Raw genomic sequence first — 23,279 nt, forward strand, 5'->3', positions numbered from 1 at the left:
ATCCAGCCAGAATCAAATCCCGCACAGGTGAGAGAGTTGCTTGCTGAAAACGTCGTATTCAACAGCCCAATCCTTGTATGACCGATCGAGGGGCGTGACGTCATCGCGGCGGTGAATGCTGCGTCACAAACTTCTCAAGACCAATTAAGTCATACCCTGCGGACCAAATCTTCAATAGTATCTCCTCTCCTTAATGAAATTGAAGACTCCCTCCTTGCTCAAACATGGATTGGGTATAGTAATACATATCCATGCTCATAATAAGGTGTAATTATTACTGAGAGGTGTGTTTCCAATTCCAGAAAATATTTACACGGTTTTGAAAGATACCATCAAATCGAATGATTTTGTGCAATCCGTGCATACTATCCAGGATAAACGGATTCACTTTACATATTACAAAGCCATTGTAGATCAGGAACTTATTAACCACGAATTATTGCACCGGATTCAAATCTCAGAAACAGAAATTAATCATCTTCATGCTTTAAAAAATTTGATTCCGCTAGAGAATATCACGTTCTCATCCAATGTGGACGAGGTTTTACAATGTTTGATAAAAGGCTTCATTTATGTTCAGCTGGAACCTGATTTGAATGAAGGGCTTTTAATTAATATTGCGGATCTAAAACGCGGGTATCGGAGTAATAATGAAGCCGATAACGAATACAGTGTCATTGGCCCGAAAGTCGGTTTTGTCGAAGATCTCGATACCAATCTAAATTTACTACGTAAAGAGCTTATCTCTAAGAATTTACGATTTGAGGAGTACATCGTAGGTACAACTTCACAAACAAGAGTAGCGATTGTTTATATGGATGATGTTTGCAACCCCCAGCATATAAATACAGTAAGACAAAGAATAGTAGATGCTAATTTTGACGTGTTATTTGATAGTTCTATTCTTGACCAGATCATAGCGGATAATGCAAATTCACCATTTCCTTTATTTATTTCTTCGGAACGCGTAGACAGGGCTAAATATAGTGTGTTAAACGGCCAAGTGGTCATATTAAGCGGTGGGTCTCCATATTTCATTGCCGGACCTACCACATTATTTGATTTTTTCGTCTCACCGGAAGATTATTATCTGCCATGGATTTTGGGTTCTTTCTTTAGGTGCATAAGGTATTTGGGAGTTATCTTTTCTATTCTTGCATCTCCCTCCTATGTAGCCATATTAACCTTTCATTATTCCGTCATACCGCAATCTCTTCTAGGCCCGATCATCGAATCAAGAACAAACGTTCCCTTTGCACCCTTTCTTGAAGTATTGCTTATGGAATTTACAGTCGAGATGTTACGCGAAGCTGGGGCCAGATTACCTACGAAAGTCGGACAAACGTTGGGGATCGTTGGCGGTATTGTACTCGGTACAGCAGCCGTGCAAGCCGCGCTCACTAGCAACATCTTAATTATCATTGTCTCACTTTCTGCCCTCCCTTCATTTGCCACCCCTATTTTCAAAATGGCTAATACGATCCGTTTTTTAAGGTTTCCATTGATTTTCTTGGCGGCAGCATGGGGGTTGTTAGGGATTACGATTGGGATAGTGATCCTTTTAGGCCATTTGTTGCGATTAAAATCTTTAGGTACTCCCTACCTAGTTCCTTTGTACCCATTTCGTCCGCGTAATTTCACAGATAGTTTTATTCGATCTTCGTTAAGCCTTACTTCTAATCGACCAAGTTTTTTGCGCCCTCTCAAGCAGAAAAGGTATACGGTAAGTAACTCAAAAGATACTAGTAATGAATACAATAACGAATAAATTTCTAAGTAAGGGAATTAGTATCAATGAAAAGATATGTCACTCTCCTTTTCTTTTGCTTCATACTATCCGGATGCGCAAAAGAACAGATCATAGATCGGATTAAAATCATACAAAGTATTGGCTGCGACTTGCAAGGAGATACATTAAAGGTTAGCGGTACTTATCGTGCATATGAAAAGAGTAAGGGATTGTTTTTGCTCCATGGAGAAGTTAAATCGTTTAATGAGATACTTACACCTTTCACTTCGCAATCGGATCACCCTATTGCAGTCGGTCAATTACGGACATTAGTAATTAGTGAAAAATTAGCAAGAAAAGGCATTTCAGAGCTTGCTAGCACCATTGTGCGAGATCCCCTTATTAGTAATCGTGCTACGCTTGTAATAACAACAGATCAGCCTAGTGATATCTTAGCTGAAACTTTAAAACATCCACCCATCTATTTGTCAAATCTGATCAAACAAAATATGGAGAACGGGAATACACCTTCCTCAAATGGCCATATATTTCTTGATCAATACTTTGGAAAAGGACAAGATGTTTTTTTGCCCATTTTGATTAAAGGCCCCAAAGATATTTTGCAAATGGATGGTGTAGGTGTTTTTCATGGTGATAAATTAAAGCTTCTGCTGACAAATGAAATAGGTTTATTTATTAAACTCCTTAAAGATGATAAAATCGACATCCAATCAAGCACATATAACTTCAAGAATGATCAAGACGAACAAATTCAATTTAAAATTATTTACTCAAAAAAAAAATGATCGTAGAAAATGAAAAAGCCTCAGTTTCACTTAAGCTAGATATTAACCTTGGAGAGTATCCAACAACCTTAAATATTTTTGAAAACAACAACGATATGCTTGATTTAAAGAAACAAATCGAAAATAAATTAACAGCCGAAATTAAAGCCATGCTGGAAGATTTCCAAAAGAATCTTGTCGATCCAATTGGGATAGGTAATCTTCATAGTACTCGCCAAAGGGATTGGAATGAGCAGAAATTTACTGCTCAAATTTACCCAAACATAAAATTTGATGTTCAGACAGAAGTTAGAATATTATCATTGGGAGTTGGGCATTAGTGCAGAATGTGGTAAAGGAAAACTACTTAATCTCCGGTTTCTTTGTATTTTTCCTCATCCATGCTTCTTTTGTCGGGGTTGGCACCTTAAATTTTCAACATTTTATTTTTGTATATGCAGGCAACGATGCTTGGATCTCGGTTCTTATAATGGGGTTAAGCCTTCATGTCATTATTTGGATGATATTTAAGATGCTCGGCAATCCAGCCAAAGATGTCATCGACTTACATCGCATCCTTTTTGGTAAATTCCTAGGGAGTGCGGTTTCCTTAGTTATGGTCGGATACTATTTTATATTAGCTTTAACGGTCTTTCGCGGCTACATTGAAATCATACAAATTTGGATGTTTCCAACCCTTAGAACGTGGATTCTTGCCTTCCTACTCATTTGTATTATCTATTACATCGTCTCTGGAGGATTCCGTGTATTAGCGGGCTATTGCTTTTTTGGGGTCATTTTCTCTTCTCTGCTGCCATTGTTATTGTACTTCAATATTAAATATGGACACTTTATTAATGTATTGCCTTTGTTTAATTATTCTCTAAATGATTTGTTCACGTCTTCTAAAAACTCAGGCATCATGTTTATGGGATTCGAAAGTTTACTCATTTATTTTCCATTTATCAAAGCCCCCGAGAAAAATGTAAAATGGGCTCATCTCGGTTTATTTTTAGTCACACTCAAGTACTCCGTACTAGTTTTTGTAACCATTTTATATTTTAGTCAGGGGCTATTATGGCATACCTACTGGCCAACCTTGGTCATGATCAAAGTCATTGAGTTTTCACTTATTGCAAGAATTGAATTTATTTTCATATGCATCTGGCTTCTGATTATTATCCCTATGCTTTGTCTCTCCATTTGGAGTTGTACAAGGATTATTAAAAGAGTTACGAATTTTAAACCCACATTCTCACTAATCCTTATCCTTATTGCACTCTTCCTGACCTCTCTTCCATTCAACGATCGCGTTAAGATTGACTGGTTAGGAAAAAATGTTGTTGAGATTGGGTTCTATTTTATTTATGGTTATATCCCCCTATTATTTATCCTTTATTTGATTCGCAGCAAAATCTCACAAAAGAAATTAAAGACAATACAACAACCGGATGCTTGAGCGTACACAAAAAAATCAAAGGGGTTCACCCCTTTGATTTATTGTTTAGCCAGCCATGTTATTAACTGAGTGCTTGGTATCAAAAACAGAAATGTGATGCACTTTTCCGCTTGATTTGGGAATTATAAATTTAAGTTGAAACACATCGGATGCTTTATAAACATAAATCATGTCATCTCCGTTTACCTTCGTATCCACTGGCTTTCCTATCGCTTGTTCAATTTGATTCAATGTTAGTGTTTGCAGCTTTGGATCGCTGGAACGTATATCAATGATTTGATCTCCCTTATTGAAACCAATGACTGCATTTTTCTTGGTGTAGTTCGCATATATTCCGCTTCCCACCGCTTCTTTATGATCCGCAGTCCCCCATGCTTTCTCCACATCTTCGAAGAATCTTGTTTCTGCAGCAAACTCTATGCCAGCCACCCTACCTATCTTCGCTAGTTCAAGCATATCTTTAATTTGCTTAGTAACGGAAGTTGTTTCTGATGATACTGGTTTTACATGGATGTTGCCACTAGGAGTTGCACTAGGTACAGCTGAAGGCGTTGATGAAGGTTCAACTACTGGACTAGGCGTAGTGCTAACTATTGGAGCAGCTGCGCTGGCTGCTGGTTTTTCAGTTGATGTACATGCTGAGAACATAAGCATACTCGCAATTAACATTGGATATACCGCTGCTGCTTTTTTACTATAGCTTTTCATAATATGCCTTCTCTCCTGTATGCTTTAGTTTCGTTTCGCATAAAAGCGCTGGAACGAAAAGGAATAAACCAACATATAGATAACAGTCATTACGGCAAACAAATTAATAATGACCAGTGACACATCTAAATCAAAAAATTGTGTCAGCAAGCCTACCGCAACCGGAGGAACAACAAATCCGGCGTAGGCGCACAAATAAAATGCTGAGATGACACGCGGTCGTTCTTCCGGCTTCGGCAACAACTAAAAGCATTTTCCGTATGCAAACTCTCCTTTACTCATTTCCTAACATGATCGCCGCGACTTTCTTGGTTTCTGTTTGAATTAGTATGTCCTTCAATAGAGGAACAAATATAAAATATAATTAGTCTCATATGCCCGTATTGGTTATAATAAATCGACGATGTATGTAACCGTCGATATTCATCAAATGTTCATTCGTTAGAAAAAGAAAGGTTAATGATGTCATCCATCATATCCCTCAATGACTTTGCATGTTCAGTGCCGAACTGCTTTTCAAATTCATTTTGAGCCTTAGCCCATCCAGGTCTTCCGATTTCAAGCCGGTGCAGACCTTCATCGGTTATAGAAACGATACGTGCACGCCGATCCGACTCACTCACCTTAATCTCCACTAAACTATCCCGCTCAAGCGGCCTGAGATTGTGTCCAATCGTAGCACGATCCATAGTTATCAGATGAGCGAGCTCCATCATAGCCTTTGGCCCTTCATTCTTAAGAAACCCTAGTATGGAGTATTGCGTTGCTTTAAGCCCTGCCCCCGATTCTGCCAAACAGGTATCATATAGTCGTGTAATATGGCGTTGAGCTCGTCTTAACTTCGTACAATTGCATATTGCTGGGATGTTAATATCTATGGCTATTTTCTCACCACCATCATCATTATCACCTTAAGTTTTCGGTGTTGAAAACTATATTAGTCTCATATGCCCGTAAATGCAAGTGGGGAATTTTATTATCTATTTACTATATTGACAACAATTTCAAAACATTTTGTCAACCAATAATTTTTTTTGGTGACAAATGGGAAAGTTACAGTAGTGACTCTTTGGTCTTAATTGACCCCGGGCAGATGGCGTTGAAGCGTATTTAGTCGGTTGTCGTTCAAATCCACAAGGCATACTTTCATTCCTTGTTGCCCCAACAGCACGGCAGCTGCCCGTCCAATACCGGTCTTGCTCCGGTAATAAATGCCACCTTGTCCTTTGAATCCGGCAGTACCATCAAAGATTTCTGTAATGTTTGCACGCTTTGTGGGGTTTCACTTCTAACCTGTACTGAGCGAAAATTGAAAGAAATCCTTCTTGTTTTACCCATTCAGTGCGAAAAACATGTAAAAATAACATATAATATGACTCGCGGCTTTCTTATAAGTCCCAAACTGTTGCTTCAATGGGAGCGAAAATCTCCAATGGCTGCATAGAGAAAGCGTGCAGAGTAGATATAATAAATTTGGGATAGTTATCCGAAGACCAGATTTACTTACTTCTGCAAGTCTAAAGAGGTAAATGAAGGACTTGTCAAAGTGAAATAGAACCGAACACCATGCTTTGTATTTTCAACACCAAACTCACTTCCGTGCATCTCAAGTATATTCTTTACGATGGATAAGCCGAGTCCGGTGCCCCCTGTTTTCCGATCTCGTGATTTTTCTGCCCTGTAGAATCGATCCCAGATTAATTGTAGATCGTCATCTCCAATTTGCTTTCCGCTATTTTCCACAGAGATACAAACTGAATTTTGTATTTGTTGCACATTTATTTCAATAAATCCTTCGTAATAGGTATGTCTGATCGCATTACTCAAAATGTTTGTTACAACCTGCTCCAGTCTTCTTAAATCCCCAAAGACTTTAAGATCTTCTCCTTTATTTTCAAGCTTTAATTCTAGCTTTTTCTCGTTAATTGGGTTGGTAAACCTATCTTTCACATTATGAATAAGATCCAAGATAGGAAAGCAACCCAAATCCAACTTGTAAGATTTGGATTCAAGCTCGGCCAAGTCCAGTAAATCCAGCACCAATTCATTCATATTATCAATCTCATCAAGTATTACATCAATGTAATGCTCTCTTTTATGCTCCGCTATATGATCCTTAACCCCTTCGGCAAATCCCTTGATGATTCCCAGAGGTGTTTTAAGTTCATGAGAGACACTGGCCACGAATTCTTTGCGCATAACTTCAAGCAGTTTTTCTTTTTCGATATCACGTTGGAGCTGTTCATTGGCAATCTTCAATTCATTTAGACTAGTACCGAGATTTTTAGATAAACGATTTAAGCTAATCGCCATATTTCCAAATTCGTCCATAGATTTTACAGGAACCTCTTCCGAAAAATCCAAATTCGCCATTCTGGTAGCAACTTGATTCATCTTAATGAATGGCTTCGAGAGGATTTTGGAAAAAAGTAAAGCCATCACTGCAATAAATAATAAAGCAACTAGAAACGCATAAAAATAGTAATCTTTTATCACATCAACAGCTTCTCCAACAGGCTGAAGTGAAGTTATCGCAAATACATATTCCGGCGAAGTTCCATTTTCTTTGCTTACAGGCCTAACAAACACGATATTATCCATGCCATTTGAAGGGTTCGTATAGTGAAACTGATTGGTTTTTCCAGGCTCTATTTTAATTTTATTCAGCAGTTGGAGTCCCTTCCAATAGTCAATCGATGACCCCAACAATCCTCTGCTGTAACTGCCCATTTGTGAAATTTGAGTTGGGATATCCAAAGCAATTATTTTCCCGCTAATTTTCTTAAGAGAAAGCAACTCACTCATTTCTGTTTGACTTGCGCTTGTTAAAGTACCTTCAATTAGAGCACCTGTTGTGTCATTAGCCATCTCTAAATTAGAATTTCTCCACTTATCAGTATCATTTTTTATACTAGAAAGGTAAATGATTTGATTTAGCTTATCATGAAAAATACCCTCTACCTCTATTTGCGAACCCATAGTGAGCTTTAAGTTTTGAAAGCCCTCCAGGTAAACAATATTGTTTAGGAGAATCTTTAGTCTCGTCTTATCCATCGTTTCCACAACGATTCCATAAGAAGGACTAAACTTTATGTCCTCATTTTCATCCAATATAGCGATCTGAGAATTGTTTTGGACAGCAAATTTGTTAACGTTTCGAGTACTAGCTTCGCTATCCCATTTTTCATGTTCATACATCATGCTGAATTTCTCAATACTATTTTCTAAATTGGATTTTTTCATATATAAATAAAAGCTTTTATAGAATAGAGTCTGTCCTACCATGAAGATACCTAAGAACAAGGAATAAGATAACAGAGTAATAATAAATAGTTTAAAAGTAACGCTTCGTTTTATCACCTATTTACCTCGAACTTATAGCCAGATCCTATTACGGTGGTGATGTAGATTGATTTATCCTTAAGCTTGTTCCTAAGCTTCTTAATATGGGTATCAACAGCTCTTAAATCACCAATAAAGTCGTAGCCCCAAACCCTGCTCATAATGCTTTCTCTTGTTAATACAATCCCTTTGTTCTCCATTAAATAAACTAGCAGCTCGTATTCCTTTGGTGCAAGATCGATTTTTTCATTGTCCATCTTTGCGGTACGGGAGAGTCTGTTTATTTCTATGCCTTTGTACGCAATAAAACCATCCGTTTGACCGATTGAGCCCTCCGCCCTTTTTAGAAGTGTTTTGGCCTTGGCTACCAATACCCTTGGGCTAAAGGGCTTGGTTACATAGTCATCTGCACCCAGGTCATATCCCATTAATTTGTCCTCTTCTTCTGCTCGCGCTGTTAACATGATGATAGGTACGTCCGAAATTTTCCTTAACCTTTTACATACCGACCAACCATCTAGCTCTGGTATCATAATGTCTAGTAAGATCAAATCTATTGCCTCTATTTCAAAAAGCTCCATCGCTTCTCTACCATTCTCAGCTACAATAACTCGAAAATCTTCTTTCGAAAAATAGTCTACTACGATCTCTCTCATTCGTATATCATCCTCAACTAAAAGGATGTTTTTATTCATGTTCAACGACCTCACTTTCATTCTCAAGAGATAACCTACGCTACTAACATACTGTTCACATAGAGTACCTCTTACTGGTGTTAAATGTGACAAATTCATAGACGGGTTAAAGTGCGCTTATGTTGCTAGGTCACATTAATGCGGAATATTAATTTCTTGTAAATAAAAAACCGGACTCCGCGGACGACTGGATCGTCGACGCCATCACGGAGGAAAGGCGTGCCGAGTCGGGATGTACAAGAATACCTCCGCGTCCTTGTGGATGCGGAAGTATCCTTTGATTTATAAACGGCAGCCCTCCACTGGAGAGCTGCCGTTGTTCTTACATTCATTTGTCCTTCTTTTTAGGAACAGCCACCTGAGTGGACGCGACTGTTATGTTTCCAGCCAGATCGATGGCCGTATACGTGATCGTATAAATTCTGCCATTGCCGTTACCAGATCGCTCCGCGCGGAGGCTGAACGATGTGTCGTATGTTCCGATTGCTGCATCCTGTATGTCATTCACCGTATCGCCGTCACCAAGACCATTATCAGGCTCATTCGATGTTATCGAGGTAAGCACGACAGATGCGATATCGGAGCCGGTTCCATCCGCATAAACGCTAATGGTGACCGTCACCATTTTATGGTTATTTCCCTCTAATATAGGCTTATCGCTCAAGAGATGGAGCGTTGGCGCGACTCGGTCGATATTGCTTACGGTCGCCACCGCGCTCCCGGTATAACCGGCTGCGTCCACAAACTCAAAGGTGAAGCTGCCGTTTGCTGTGAAAGTGTAGTTGGGCGAGCCGCCGTTATTGGTAATGGTTACCGCTTTACTTGGCGTGATCGTTGCCGTCACATTCTGGTTTGTCGGACCGGTTTGGCTGTAACTGACCGTCGCCGTCGGAGCAGTCTCCTTCGTAAGCTTGAACAGTTTGGATTCGGCAGGCTGAAGCATAAGCTCCTTCGTTCCGCTTACATCGGAAACATCGCCAGTCCACAAATCCTCAAGGCTATAAGTTATTCCGGACGGAAGTCCGGCACGCGCAAGATCTAATGTCTTCATAGCTGATGCGTTACCGCTATAGTTAAAGACGGCCAAATAATGATCATTGCCATCCTTCAACACGAATGTATCAGCCGCATTCCCCCATGTATTTCCTTCGACCGGTCTAAATGCTTTCCCTTTCAATGCGAGCTGAATGACTTTCGGATTCGAATACAGCTTTGACATATACTCTTGTGCTATCGGATTATTGACATTATCCCCATCCAAGAGCACCGTACCGGAAATGACCGCTGAATTCAAGCGGCTGCGCGCTTCCGTCAAGGAACCTGCGCGAGTGAGCGCGATATGATCCGGGTCTGTAAAATTATAGATCGTCGCATTCTGCCACCAACCGTAGGTCAACGCGTTGAGCTCGTATTCGGAATCGTGGATCGAACCGAACGTATCGGTAGCGATGCGTCTGCTATTCGCGTATTGAGACGGGAAGAGCGGTGCAATCGACTCGCTTACGAAAAGCTTGCCATCCAATACCTCATTGATATATCGCATGCCTTCATTATATGCTTGGATACCCGTCGTGAAGTTAGGATCCGCATGCTTGCCTTCCAATGCCCCATGCGAAAGAAAATCCATCTTCAAATAAGAATAACCAATTTGTTTGAAGTGCTCTATATTAAAAGCGAACATTCGTTTCGCACCCGGATGTGTCACATCGATCGCATATGCACCGTCTAGTTTCGGCAGCAGATTGCCGGAACTATCCCTAAGCAGAATATCCAAGTATGTATACTGGTTATTCGTGCCTTCAACCGGCTGATTCAAATTGTCTCCCCAGAAAGCGAACGGAGCCCAGTAACCGCCCGCTTGCTGGCCGTTGGCGTGAATGACGGCAATCGCCTGTTCCTTTTGTTCCTCCGTCAATTGAACCCCGTGAGCATCCGTATTGATATAAACGGCGCCGTTATTATTAAAAATAGGCAGATGATGTTTAAAATAGTTCGAAGTATCTATAATGTCCTGATAAGTTAAGGTCCAACCTATTCCTCCCCAGCTATTCCATCCTACCGGCACGCCTTGCGGTAATGCGCTGTCCAACTTTCTTGCTGGGGCGATAATAGCATTTGCACGCCCATACTCTTCTAACCCTTCGCGATAATCGGCATAACCGCCAATTAGAATGGTCGGAGAGGAAAGCTCTTTTCCAGTCAAGCTGCCATGCGGCTGCGAATCGTGGGTAATACTGGAGGACGCTCCCCCATATACGGTCAACTGATTGAGTTGATTATTCAACCCGCTCCAACCGATGCCCGTTTTCCAATGGTCATGCGTGACAGATCCGAGAATCAGCCCCTGACGTGACGCATTGTCGTAAATCGCCGTGACTTCATAACTGGTATCGGTACGGTTCAGTGTCTGGGCTGCATAGCGAATCCACATGTCGTTATCAAACGGTACAACTAATATACGGTTATCGGCCGTTTGACCGGTCGTCACGCCTCCAGCCCGTTTTACAGCTGCCGGCGCCATATAGTTGGTGCTGATCGTTTGTCCGCTGACCGCATCAAGCCTGGAGAGGAAATAATGCTTACCTTCATAGAAATCATACACTTGTCTAAGTGTCGGCTTTCCTTCCTTCCTATGTGTAAAGATAACCTCAATCCCTGTACCGAAATGGTCATTGAGCGGAGTAATCTGCTCTATAGCGAGCGAATGAGACTCGTAATCTATCGTATTCAATTCCTCGCCGTTCAGCTTAATTTTTCCGTACACACCTTTTAGCTGCTGGCCGTTATTCCATTGATAATCCGTATACCCGGTCCCCGAATGATAGGTAACACTGTACTGTCCATTGGAAATCAGCATGCCTGCCGTATACGGGGTAACGGTTATCGTCCCAAAGTTGACGGGATTGAGCGGATTTCCGATATTACCTTCATCGTCTCCAGGATTCCCGGTTCCGTTATCTGCAGCATGCACGACGATTCGATCGAAGTCAGGCGCATACCAGTTATTATCGTCAATCAAGATCGTATTACTGCCGGCGTTCAAAGGTAACATCACATCGTAGCTTCCGACTGTATTCCAATCTGTAGTTGCCGGAAAATTAAAATATTCTTTTGCCCCGCCGTTAACGCTGATATTAGCCGAACGGGTATCCCCGGAAATATAATAAACCGTTACTTTGTAATTTCCGCTCGTGATAGCGGTAACATCGTTAAACCGCAAGGAGGATCCTTGGTAAAGATTGCCTACCTTCTTTCCACCCGAGCATGCTCCGCAACCACCCACGGAGGCGTTTCCATTGAGTGTGTTGCCTGACGCTTCGGCTTCGAAGACGCTATCCAGTCCTCCCACGACGATTCGGTCGATATCAGGGGCGTACCCGTTGTTGTCGTCTAACAAAATTGTATTGCTGCCGGCGTTCAAAGCTAACGTCACATCGTAGCTTCCAATCGTATTCCAATCCGCGGTTGCCGGAAAATTAACATATTCCTTTGAACCGCCGTTGACGCTGATATTGGCAGAACGGGGATCCCCAGAAATATAATAAACGGTTACCTTGTAGTTTCCGCTGGCGGAAGCGCTAACATTGCTGATCTTTAAAGATGCTCCTTGGTAAAGTCCGCCTACCTTCTTTCCACCCGAGCACGCTCCGCAATCGTTCACGGAGGCGTTACCGGTGAGCGTGTTCCCTGCCGCTTCGGCTTCGTAGACGCCACCCGCCGGGTTTTGTCCTACGAGTCCTCCCACGACAATTCGATCGATATCAGGTGCGTACCAGTTGTTATCGTCGAACAGGATCGTATTGCTGCCGGCTTTCAAAGCTAACGTCACATCGTAGCTTCCGACTGTATGCCAATCCGCGGTTGCCGGAAAATTGACATATTCCTTAGCCCCGTCGTTGACGCTAATATTCGCCGAACGGGGATCCCCGGAAATATAATAAACGGTTACCTTGAAATTTCCGCTGACTGGAGCGGTAACATTGCTGATCTTTAAAGATGCGCCTTGGTAAAGGCCGCCTACCTTCTTTCCACCCGAGCACGCTCCGCAATCGTTCACGGATGCGTTGCCGGTGAGCGCATTTGCAGCTGCTTCAGCTTCATATATGCCAGCTTCATCTGCGTAAACCCGATTTCCGACCGGCCACCCCGACGCGAACACGAGAGTCAAGAGCATAAGACTCAGTAACATTCCCAAAAACCTTTTCGACATAAATTGCCTCCTATTATCGTATTTTTGATATGAACCCAGATAACGGGCCTCCAATCAAGCTTACTGATAGTGCGAATTTGTCTATTCAACCCTTCACGGCAGAACTGACCGTCAAAGCGCTTTCTACTTGTTCGGTGAAAATCAGGTATAACACGACCATTGGCAAGCTCGCGATCGTCATGACAGCGCCCATTCCGCCCCAGTCGGTCGCATGAAGGCCTTGAAAGTAGATGAGCCCAATCGGCAAGGTCATTAATTGCTCTTTTGTAATCAAGATCGACGCCAAAAAAAACTCATTCCACGTCCCCATAAACTGAAGAATCGCAATGGTTGCAACTGCTGGAGTGAGAATCGGCACAATGATACGAAAGAAAGCGAGATAAATCGAGGCGCCATCCATACAAGCCGATTCTTCCAGCTCTTGCGGAATCCCTCGTAAGAAGCCGTAAAATACCATCGATGCAAACGGCAGCCCGAACGCCACGTAAGGGATCAATAAAGCGCCGTACGTATTCGTCAAGTGAAAATCTTTCACGATAATCGCCAAGGGAATGATGATGACCTGAATCGGAATAAACATGCCGATAATCATGTAAATCCGCACCGCTTCTCGAAATTTCCACCGAAGCCTGGCAATGGCATATGCAAACATGACGGCGAAGAGGATAACACAGATCGTCGTAATCGTAGAGACAACTACACTATTGGCGATATAGGTAGGGACACTGAATTTATTCCAGGCATTCACGTAATTCTCGAATCTGAAGTGCGTCGGTATTCCGAAAGGATTGGTTACGAAGATTTCATCGTTGTTTTTCAACGAATAGAAGACCATCCAAATTAACGGATATACGGAAATCACGAAATAGATCCATAAAAAGGACTGTAGGACGATTCCGACGATTTTGTTCATACGATGACTCTCCTTTACCCCTGTTCCAATCCGGTTTCTCTGCTATCAAACACTTTGTTGATAATAATGGTGACGATTAGGCTAATGACAATCAACACTACCGAAATGGCACAAGCATACCCGTATTGATTGCCCGAAAATGCGTTCCGGATGATCATGAACGTAATCGTATAGTTTGTCGTGCCTGGGCCGCCATTCGTCATAATTGCCATTTGCACATAAGCACCTATCCCCGCTGTAATGGCAATAATATAACAAAATTTGAACGTTTCCTTCATGAGCGGGAGCGTGATGTGCCAATGCGCCTTCCATTTACTCGCCCCGTCAATTCGAGCTGCTTCCGTATAATGCTCAGGAACGGATTTCACACCGGCATAGAGCAAGGCAAACTGAAACCCCATATATTGCCAAGCGTTGACAAAAGCAATCGCAATAATCGATATGCTTGGTGAGTTCAGCCAGTCTTGTCGGTAATCCATCCCGAGTGCTTGAAACAATTTATTGATGAGTCCGTTAACCGGGTCATACATGGAAAGCCAAAGTTGGCACACGACCGTGACCGAAAGCACAACGGGAATAAAATAAGCGGTTTTCAGCACCTTCCGGCCTTTCACCGTCGTGTCCGAGCATATAAGCGCCAACATCGTGCCTAGACCGATTTGGAAAACGACCAGAACAAGGGCGAATAAAAATCCATTCCGGAGTGAAGTGGTCAATAAATAATCTTGGGCAAGATCGATATAATTTCTGAAGCCAATAAAAGTCGCTTCGCTAAGGCCATCCCATTCAAAAAAACTGCGGTAAACTGCCTGAAGAATTGGATAAAACACGATCACGCTATATAGAACAAGCGCCGGTAATAAAAAGATTAAGATTACCCGTTTGTTTCCTAGGTATTGATTCATCTCCATGCTCCCTTTCTTTAAAAAAACTCACACCGACTTACAGTCGATGTGAGTCATAAGGTACTGAAGGGATTTATTTCTTCAGCGTTTTATTGAGATTCGTTACGAATTGATCCGCAGTAAATCCAGACACTATCAAGTTCTGCGAGTTATCGTCGATAGCCAGAGTAACGTTCGTATCGCTCTGCACAATCGCAAAGCTCGTTGTGTTCGGAAGCACTTCTTTTCCGAGACGCGTCAGCATAGCAGGCACTTGCGCAGTAATTGGCTTGTCGACCTTGACCGATACGATCGGCGTGCCCGTTTGCGTGTATTTATACTCGGCATATTTGTGCGCCAAGTACGCGGCTACTTTCGTTGCGACTTCTTTGTTTTTCGTTTTTGCGGAAACCGCGAAGCCCCCTGGATTACCCGCTCCATTCAAAGCAAACTTGGCTTTCTCATAGGTAGCTTCGTCTTTCGCCGGGAAGTTCATGAAATCTACGTTGTCGCCCAGATTTTTTTGCGAGCTGGCGATTTCCCATTGGCCATTGACGAACATGGCTGCCTTGCCTTGGTAGAACAGCGAGGAAGCTTGATCGTAGTTCGTCTGGGTCGCGTTTTTCGCGAACAATCCTGCGGCTGTCAGCTCTTCCACCTGCTTAGCGGCAAGCTTCAGGGCAGCCGGCGTCTCCATTGCGCCAGTGAGGGCACCGTAGCCTTTCGGCTCCTCGCGAGTCATGAATCCTTGCAATAGTGAGTTGCCAATCCATTTTTCTTTCGAGAAGATCGCAAGCGGGATGATTCCCTTGGCATTGAATTTTTTAGCGGCATCCTTCAATTGATCGATCGTTTTGATCGGCGCCTGTACGCCTGCATCCGCAAACAGCTTCTTGTTGTAATACAAGATGATAAATTCAGTGCCTGCATATGGATAGCCGTATACGTGACCGTCTGGCGCAATCAATTTGCCTTCGTTGCCTTTGTTCAAATCTTTTTTGAATTGAGCCGTTTCCGGGGCGTTATCCAACGTCAAAATATTGTTCGACTTGGCGCCGATCTGCATAATATCCCAACCGATATCGATGATATCCGGCAAGTCGCCTGTCGCCATTTGCGTTTTGATTTTCTGGCCGTTATCTTGCAGTCCGGGCACCAAGGTTACTTCTACGTTCGGCATATCTTTTTTCAGCTCGGCGACCGCGTAATCGTAAGGCTTGGAAGTATCATCGTCGAAATGATTGGTAAAAACGCTAAGCTTAACAACAGGATCTGCTGGAGTTGCCGCTGCAGTTGCAGCAGGAGTTGCTGCTACGGTTGCAGCAGGAGTTGTTGCTGCAGGTGTTTTTGAGCTTGCGTCATTCTTCGTTTCCGATCCACACGCTGTAAGTGAAACTGTCATGATTGATGCGAGTGTAATGCTGCTTAAATTCTTCCACATCTTCATTTTGCCAATGCCCCCCAATAATAATTTTAGGTTATAATAGCGCTTACATTGAACCATGAATTCATTATAGAGCATCGATATAGCCCATTAAATGAACGAATCGCTTCTAAATACAGTAATAATCGCGCCTGTTTCAGCATCCGATTTGATTTTCATATTCACTTGGAGTAAGTCCGTAATATTTTTTGAAGCATTTGCTGAAGTAGCCCGGATCGTTATATCCCACCATTTCTGAGACTGTTGCAATATTGGCTTTTTTCATTTGAATGATTTCCTTGGCTCGCTGCATACGAACATGGGTAATATAGTCGGAGATGGACATGTTTGCTTCTCTATTGAATATTTTCCGTAGATAACTGCCATTGATAAAAGCTATTTTCGTGATTTCTTCCACGTTCAGACTTGAATTTTGATAATTTTGCTCGATCAGCAGTTTAGTCTCTTCGAAAATTTGCTTTGAACGAGAAAGCTTATTTTTTTCGGCATTCAATTTTAATGTTTTGTGAAAAATCTCTTCAAGCCAGGTGTAAGTGTTATCGAGATTTTCTTGTCGTTTAATTTCCTGATAAGGCGAAAAATCCGCTCCCAACACCGTCGCAATTTCATACCCGCTGGCCACAATATGTGACAAGCACAAGGAAGCCAAGCCGATCACCATTGTATAAGTCATTTCAGCCGTTAACTTCTGACTACGAATAAACTGAAATACATCATCCAGATGCTTTCTGATTTCTGTGTAATCATTTAATCGCAAAGCCAGCATCATTTTTTCGTTGATGACACTGGAGTAAAATCCTTGGTACCTTGTGTCCGAAGCATTGTAGCTAATTATTCGACAGTTCCCAACAGTTATTTTGCCTTGCAGTGCAGCAAGAGCCTCCATATACGATTCTCGTATCCCGCTAAATCCACGTTTTGGTCTTCCCACACCAAGGGTGACAGTCAATTTAAAATGTTTTTTCACCATATCGCACAACCGTTGCAAACTACTGGGTTCATTCAAGAAATGATAGGTATTCAAGGATAACTGGCACAATGAAACGATACGATCTTCCGGGCCGAAAAAAACGAGGCATGAGCTTTCCAGAGTAAGAATTTCATGTAAAATATTCGAAATGGTATTTTTCCAGAGCAATATTTCTTTATGGTTCTTCCAAAGTTGATATATGTTATCGATCTCTGCGACAATAATTACATATCGATCGGATTCGCTGGAGAAACCCAATTGTTCAAGCTCTGCTGTAATTTCATGATGATTTAAGGTGATATCCTGGCTGATCAGCATAGAAAGAAACTGCTCCTTCAGCCACTCCGACTGCTTTCGATGAACTGTTCTATTTTCGACTATTTTTTGAATCTGATTTTTGATTTTAACAAGGGTCAAGAACAATTCGTCCAGATCGAATGGTTTCAGTATGTAATCCTCTACGCCAATTTTTAATGCATTGCGTGCGTATTCAAATTCTCCATGCCCTGTCACCATTACGACTGCAATATCCGGATAACGCTGCTTTAATTGTTTAGAAAGCGTCAATCCATCCATGATCGGCATATTAATATCCACTAAAGCAAGGTCGGGAAATGTTTCATTAGCGATTTGCAATGCTTCCTGTCCATTTTTCGCTTCGCCGCAGATCACAAATCCATAAGTCTCCCAATCTATTATTGTTCGCAAATACTCGCGAAATAAGAGTTCATCGTCAACAATCAGCACCTTAAACATGACTACTATCCCCCTTTACATCTTTGGGAAGTTTCACTTCAATCCTCGTACCTTCCCCTAACCGGCTCTGTATGGAGATGCCATATTCATGGCCAAAAAACAATTGAATCCGTTCATGGACATTTAACATTCCGAACGATTTGTTCAAGGGATCTCTTAGTTGCGTATCCAGAAGTTGATTTCGTGTTTCCGGACCCATCCCAACGCCATTATCCGAAACGGTAATCAGAATCTCATTTTCGTGACGGCTCCCCTTAATATGCAGCTTCCCGCCTGAGCCATTAGGCTTCAATCCATGATAAATAGCATTCTCTACTAGAGGCTGAATCGTTAGCTTCAGAATTTGATGATTCAGTATCTGCTCGTCCACTTCCAACGAAAAATCAAAAACATCCCTATAACGAATTCTTTGAATGGCTAAATAGTTACTGACATTATCAATTTCATCGCCGATTGAAATAACCTCTTTGCCGCTGCTTAAAGCAATCCGATAAAAATCAGCCAATGCTTTGGTTGCATCCTTAGCTTCTGTAACCCTTTGCATGGAGCAAAGTACATACACCAGATCAAGTGTATTGTATAAAAAATGCGGTTTGATCTGCGACTGAAATAAAGCAAGCTCATAATGGCGCTTTTGCTTCTGCTCTTTGCTCACTTGCCCAATGAGTTCACGAATTTGCACAAGCATTTTATTGAAACCGCTGGCAAGATACCCTATTTCATCTGAGGTATTGACATCAAAAAAGATAAATAAATCCCCTTCTTTGACTTTCAGCATCGTTTTCGTCAAACGAATCAATGGGTTTGCGATAATTCTAGAAAGCTGTTCCGCTCCAAAAAATGCGAATATAATCCCGAAAATTCCCAGAGCTACAATAAGCCAGGTAACTTTACGTGAATCGTCGGTAAGAACACTGATGGGGATCTGACTGACAAGCTTCCAGTTCATTTTTTCAAACGGCACGCTGGAAATTAAAAACTTTTTGCCTTTCCAAGTAACAATATCTGTCGTCGGCTTTTCATGTAACCAAATATTTGTTACGGAGCTTATGGCTGGCTTCTTCATAAGATCGGGTTTATCCAAGGAAGAGATAACTAGCCCCCTGGAGTCGACGATCATATAGTTTCGGCCTTGGTTTTGACCACCGCTTCGATAAATAGCCGAAAACGAGCTTTCCTTAATAATTAAGATTAAGGTTCCGAGTTGGTCACCGTTGTCAATACTGAGGATTTTCTTCCCTAAGGTTAGGACAGGAGAACCCGTATTCGTAGTTAAAAAATCGCGAGCCTCCATAATAAACCAAATGTTCTCACCGCTTGTTTTGTCGATTTGTTCCAGGATCGTACTGTGGAAAGCTTTTTGAAGCCCCTTTTCCATTACATTATTTGTCGTATACAGCTGGTTGTTCATATCAAGAAATGCTGCCGCCTCTATATCCGGGAAAAACATCAAATCTAAATACAGCTGATTATTAACTTGGGTAATCAGATTCTTTTCTGTTAATTCATCCTGGAACGCATTCTGATTGACCGGTACAATTTTATTTATATTTACTGTCATAATATTCGCACAGTTTTCGGCATTCAGAATCGACTCTTGAATCCGAGTCACAATCAACTGCGATTCGCTTGCTACATTTGCGACTGTTTTTTCAATAACTGAATTTGTAAACACGTAATTGAAAGCATAAGCCAACACAATGAGGGGGAATGAAACCAACGGAATAAAAATGATCATGATTTTCTTTTTGATTCTTTGGTTGTGAAACCATTCTCTTAGCGTCCATAAATGTCTCATCGCTTCACCGCCGCTTAGCATACTCATTTAATGGTAAATTTGCATATTCAAAATTGATTTTATTTGACGGATGTGTATTTCCTGTGTACTCCCTCAGTTAGCTTCAGTGTGTACAATTCCTAGAAGAGAAGATGCTTTATTTTCTTTTAGTAAAAAAATAACGATTAATACACACAAACTACATGATGTTAATTTAAATTAAATTTGGAGGGGGGACCTGTTACTTTTAAATAATTTCGAAAGTTTAGACAAATTAAAATTAGTAAAGGAAGTGACCAGGCTTGACTAGGAAAAACAAGAAGTATGTATTTGCCCTTTTTTCTATGATTCTAACATTTGGAACTATTACATCTGCTTTAGCCATGGAAACAAAGCAGGAGAATCCGAGAAAAAGCCAATGGACTGTTGCCCCCCCCCTCCTAGATGAAAGCATTCCAAACGAACCGAGAGTGAACCTTGCCCAGCAAGATTCTAGTAAACAGCCCGTTTTCGCAAATATACTGCCAGAAAAGGCTGAGTACGCTGCTGACCGAGTCATTGTCAAATACAAATCAAAATCTGCTTCGAGGCTTTCCAAATCTCTCTCAAGCCAAATTGCAGACACCCGCCAACTTCCTGTTACCAATGCCGAGTTGTTGAATCTTTTAGCTGGCACTAGTGTGAGCAGCGTGATCGAAGAACTTCTTAAGGACCCGAATGTTCTCTATGCAGAGCCTGATTACAAGGTGTACTCATCGATAAATCCGCAGACGTTCCGTCCTGTAGAAACTACAGATAAAGCATCATCTTACTCTGCAGCTGCTTCCCAGTATATACCTAATGACCCGCTGTTCGATGAACAATGGGGGCTCCACAACACTGGACAAGTTTTAAATGAGGGTACAGTGCCTGGCGGTAAGAAAGATATCGACATGGATTTGCCTGAAGCCTGGGAAATTACCAAAGGAAGTAAGGATGTTATCGTAGCGGTTATAGGAAACGGGGTTAAAATCAATATTCCCGATTTAGTAGGCCAGATATGGGTAAATAAGGGGGAAATTCCGAATAACGGCAAAGACGACGATAATAATGGATTTAAAGACGATGTGAATGGATGGGATTTCGCCTATGACGATAACTCCTTGTTCGACACGATTGACGGGCTCAATGACTCCTACGGCACAATGAATGCCGGCCATATCGCCGCCTCCATGGACAATAAAGAAGGTATTGCCGGAGTTGCTCCTAATGTAACCATCATGCCGCTTAAGGTTGTTTCTAAGAACGGCGGTTACTACACAGATATTGTAGATGGAATCAAATATGCTGAGAAGAATGGCGCCAAAATTGCCTCACTTGGGCTTCTATACGGCTATAGAAGCAAGCTGATTGAAGATGCTATTAACAGCTCTAACATGTTGTTTGTTGCTGCAGCAGGAGATCAATATGACGCAACTCTGAATACAGATATTACCCCTATGTATCCAGCTGCATATCCAAGTCAGAACATGCTTTCAGTAACTGGGGTAAATATTCTTGGTGATCCATCGTTAGGCGCTGCTATCGGACAAACATCAGTTGATGTCGCAGCTCCATCAGAGCTCATCATTTCGACAATAGCTGATGTTAATGCAGGATATGCTGCCGAGATCGATAATGGCAAATACAAAGCTTACTATCATGGGATAGGCTTCGAGGAAGTACCTGATCCAGTGGAGCGGCAAGATATGTTTAACCGGGCAATGGATTTTCTAAAATCAAGTGTTAATCCGAGAATTCTACTAGTTCAAGATAGCCTCCGAAGCTATTCAGACGGCGGCGAAATTGGCCCACTTGCTTATGATTCTAGCATGGAAACTTATAAAGAACTTCTTGCTTCAGCAAAGTATACCTATGATCTTGTAACGACCCTGGATGAAACAAAAGATGGCCCATCGTTGAGTAAATTGCAAGATTACGGGCTCGTCATCTGGTCAACTGGGTACTTAGGAACTACTGATGGCCACAAACTGATTACCGATAAAGATCAAGCCAATTTATCCAGCTATCTCAATGGCGGAGGCCATTTAATGCTGACCGGACAAGATGCTATTGACCAAATCCCAACCTCTCCTTTTGTACAAAATGATTTAGGCCTTACGCTCGTCAAAGAAGGTGGATATGTATTCAAAACATGGGGTGTACCCGGCACCATATATCAAGGCAAAGAATACAAGCTACGTGATTTTTCCTTGTTTTATGACACTGTGATAAGCAATAAGCCCGAAATGACCAAGGTCAATCTGAGGAATAGCAACGGCAAATATTTTTATTCTCAGGGAACATCGAACGCTGCCGCATATGCCGCAGGTGTTGCTGCACTGGTGCTTAGCCAGAATCCAGACATGAGCGCCCAGGAGATCAAACAACGGGTAGTGAACAGCGGTAAATCCCTTGATTCATTAAAAAGCAAAACGGTTAGTGGAAAATTGATTAGTGCGTATCGCGCGCTATGGAATAAAGATATTCCTGGCATGTCGCTACTTGATTCATCTATTTCTAACAGCCTCGATAACGTAAACGATCCCAATCATGTGTATTCCGTTGAGATGCATGCTGGAGAGGAAGTTACCTTCTCTCTAAAAGGCAGCAAGGGATCTGACTTCGATCTCATCCTGTATGACCCTTCTGCTGCGACGGTTGCAAGCAAGGACGGGGCTTTAGCTTATTCCGAGACTCCCGGCACGTCAGATGAATCTATTACTTATAGAGCAACCGAGACTGGAACTTACTACATTAATATTTTTGCTTATAAGGGAAAAGGAACTTACACATTAGATGTGCATTATGGAAATACGTCAGGATTAATCGAAGATAATGATCCATCGCTCGTCTACAACGGTTCCTGGTCTACGCTCAGAGGCTCTTCCTATTCCAACGGAAGCTTGAAGCAGCTAAACGGGGAGGGTTACGTTGAATTCGGTTTTAGAGGAAACGTATTTGAATGGATTGGTACCAAGGATGACAAGCAAGGACTAGCTGTCGTCTATATTGACGGATTGCCAATGGGGTACGCTAATTTGTACAGCAAAACTCCTTTATCGAGGCAATCGTTGTTCAAGTATGTACTGCCTAATGGGCATCATAACGTCCGTATTGAAAGGATAGGCAGTACAGATCAAAAAGGCGACATCAACGTGGATGCATTTGTCTTTACTAGTCTAGTTTCGCCGACTCATCCTTCTGCTAACTACTCTGGCCCTTGGACAACCCGTTATGGCATGAGATATGCGGATGGTGTGCAGACCTACACAACAATACCGAACAGTTCTGTTGAATTTACTTTTATTGGAACAAGGGCTACGCTTTGGTCCACCACTGGCAGCAACCGTGGCAAAGTGAACATTTATATCGATGGACGATCTGTTACATCCGAACCTATTGATTTGTATAGTGAAAAACTGCAATATCAAGTACCTGTCTTCACTTCAGGAGATCTAGCTAATGGCGTTCACAAAATTAAAATTGTGCATGCAGGAGAAGCAAATGCCAAGTCTACTGACAGCATTGTTGCAATCGATGGCCTGGACGTATTGAACTTAAACTAGCATGCGAGGCTGCTACTATT

General features: G+C 42.0%; 16 protein-coding genes. 5 read left to right on the forward strand and 11 right to left on the reverse strand.

Going from position 1 to position 23,279, the window contains the following annotated elements:
- The first annotated feature begins 286 nt into the window (after positions 1-286).
- From AC58QC_RS02225 to AC58QC_RS02240, 4 genes are read left to right on the forward strand one after another with little or no spacing between them, the layout of a single operon-like run.
- Positions 287-1,768 carry a spore germination protein gene (locus tag AC58QC_RS02225; RefSeq protein WP_497413576.1) on the forward strand — a complete coding sequence of 494 codons (1,482 nt, stop codon included), beginning with the start codon at positions 287-289 and terminating at the stop codon, positions 1,766-1,768.
- 26 nt (positions 1,769-1,794) lie between these two features.
- On the forward strand, positions 1,795-2,535 hold the full coding sequence (locus tag AC58QC_RS02230; protein WP_497413577.1) for a Ger(x)C family spore germination protein: 741 nt from the start codon (positions 1,795-1,797) through the stop codon (positions 2,533-2,535).
- Positions 2,532-2,855, forward strand: a complete 324-nt coding sequence (locus AC58QC_RS02235; protein WP_497413578.1) for a Ger(x)C family spore germination C-terminal domain-containing protein — start codon at positions 2,532-2,534, stop codon at positions 2,853-2,855. The genes AC58QC_RS02230 and AC58QC_RS02235 overlap by 4 nt, the downstream gene beginning before the upstream one ends.
- Positions 2,855-3,973, forward strand: coding sequence for a GerAB/ArcD/ProY family transporter (locus AC58QC_RS02240; RefSeq protein WP_497413579.1), 1,119 nt, complete (start codon positions 2,855-2,857; stop codon positions 3,971-3,973). The genes AC58QC_RS02235 and AC58QC_RS02240 overlap by 1 nt, the downstream gene beginning before the upstream one ends.
- 45 nt (positions 3,974-4,018) lie before the next feature.
- Here AC58QC_RS02240 and AC58QC_RS02245 read toward each other — a convergent pair whose 3' ends face one another.
- The 11 genes from AC58QC_RS02245 to AC58QC_RS02295 all read right to left on the reverse strand — a co-directional run bounded on the left by AC58QC_RS02245 (position 4,019) and on the right by AC58QC_RS02295 (position 19,693).
- Positions 4,019-4,681: a YjgB family protein gene (locus AC58QC_RS02245; RefSeq protein ID WP_497413580.1), complete on the reverse strand. Its 663-nt coding sequence runs from the start codon at positions 4,679-4,681 to the stop codon at positions 4,019-4,021.
- A gap of 24 nt (positions 4,682-4,705) precedes the next feature.
- A complete protein-coding gene (locus AC58QC_RS02250) occupies positions 4,706-4,924 on the reverse strand; it encodes a hypothetical protein (protein WP_497413581.1) in 219 nt (72 codons plus the stop codon).
- A gap of 191 nt (positions 4,925-5,115) precedes the next feature.
- The gene (locus tag AC58QC_RS02255) at positions 5,116-5,475 is read right to left on the reverse strand and encodes a MarR family winged helix-turn-helix transcriptional regulator (protein WP_497413582.1); all 360 of its coding nucleotides are present in this window, start codon (positions 5,473-5,475) and stop codon (positions 5,116-5,118) included.
- Between the two features lie 709 nt (positions 5,476-6,184).
- Positions 6,185-8,041 (reverse strand): sensor histidine kinase, encoded by a 1,857-nt coding sequence (locus tag AC58QC_RS02260; RefSeq protein ID WP_497413583.1) that lies wholly within the window; start codon positions 8,039-8,041, stop codon positions 6,185-6,187.
- Positions 8,038-8,718, reverse strand: coding sequence for a response regulator transcription factor (locus tag AC58QC_RS02265; RefSeq protein WP_497413584.1), 681 nt, complete (start codon positions 8,716-8,718; stop codon positions 8,038-8,040). Before AC58QC_RS02265 ends, AC58QC_RS02260 begins: the two co-directional genes overlap by 4 nt.
- A gap of 328 nt (positions 8,719-9,046) precedes the next feature.
- Positions 9,047-12,928 carry a carbohydrate-binding protein gene (locus AC58QC_RS02270; protein ID WP_497413585.1) on the reverse strand — a complete coding sequence of 1,294 codons (3,882 nt, stop codon included), beginning with the start codon at positions 12,926-12,928 and terminating at the stop codon, positions 9,047-9,049.
- Positions 12,929-13,013: 85 nt separating this feature from the next.
- Entirely contained in the window at positions 13,014-13,841 is an 828-nt protein-coding gene (locus AC58QC_RS02275; RefSeq protein ID WP_497413586.1) for a carbohydrate ABC transporter permease, read from the reverse strand.
- A 14-nt stretch (positions 13,842-13,855) separates the two neighbouring features.
- Positions 13,856-14,746, reverse strand: coding sequence for a carbohydrate ABC transporter permease (locus AC58QC_RS02280; protein WP_497413587.1), 891 nt, complete (start codon positions 14,744-14,746; stop codon positions 13,856-13,858).
- Positions 14,747-14,819: 73 nt separating this feature from the next.
- Positions 14,820-16,172, reverse strand: a complete 1,353-nt coding sequence (locus AC58QC_RS02285; protein WP_497413588.1) for an ABC transporter substrate-binding protein — start codon at positions 16,170-16,172, stop codon at positions 14,820-14,822.
- 133 nt (positions 16,173-16,305) lie between these two features.
- A complete protein-coding gene (locus AC58QC_RS02290) occupies positions 16,306-17,895 on the reverse strand; it encodes a response regulator (RefSeq protein ID WP_497413589.1) in 1,590 nt (529 codons plus the stop codon).
- Positions 17,888-19,693 (reverse strand): cache domain-containing sensor histidine kinase, encoded by a 1,806-nt coding sequence (locus AC58QC_RS02295; RefSeq protein ID WP_497413590.1) that lies wholly within the window; start codon positions 19,691-19,693, stop codon positions 17,888-17,890. Before AC58QC_RS02295 ends, AC58QC_RS02290 begins: the two co-directional genes overlap by 8 nt.
- A gap of 281 nt (positions 19,694-19,974) precedes the next feature.
- Here AC58QC_RS02295 and AC58QC_RS02300 point away from each other — a divergent pair, with 281 nt between their 5' ends.
- A complete protein-coding gene (locus AC58QC_RS02300) occupies positions 19,975-23,259 on the forward strand; it encodes a S8 family serine peptidase (protein WP_497413591.1) in 3,285 nt (1,094 codons plus the stop codon).
- The last annotated feature ends 20 nt before the right edge of the window (positions 23,260-23,279 follow it).

The sequence above is a fragment of the Paenibacillus sp. J22P51 genome (assembly GCF_059692215.1).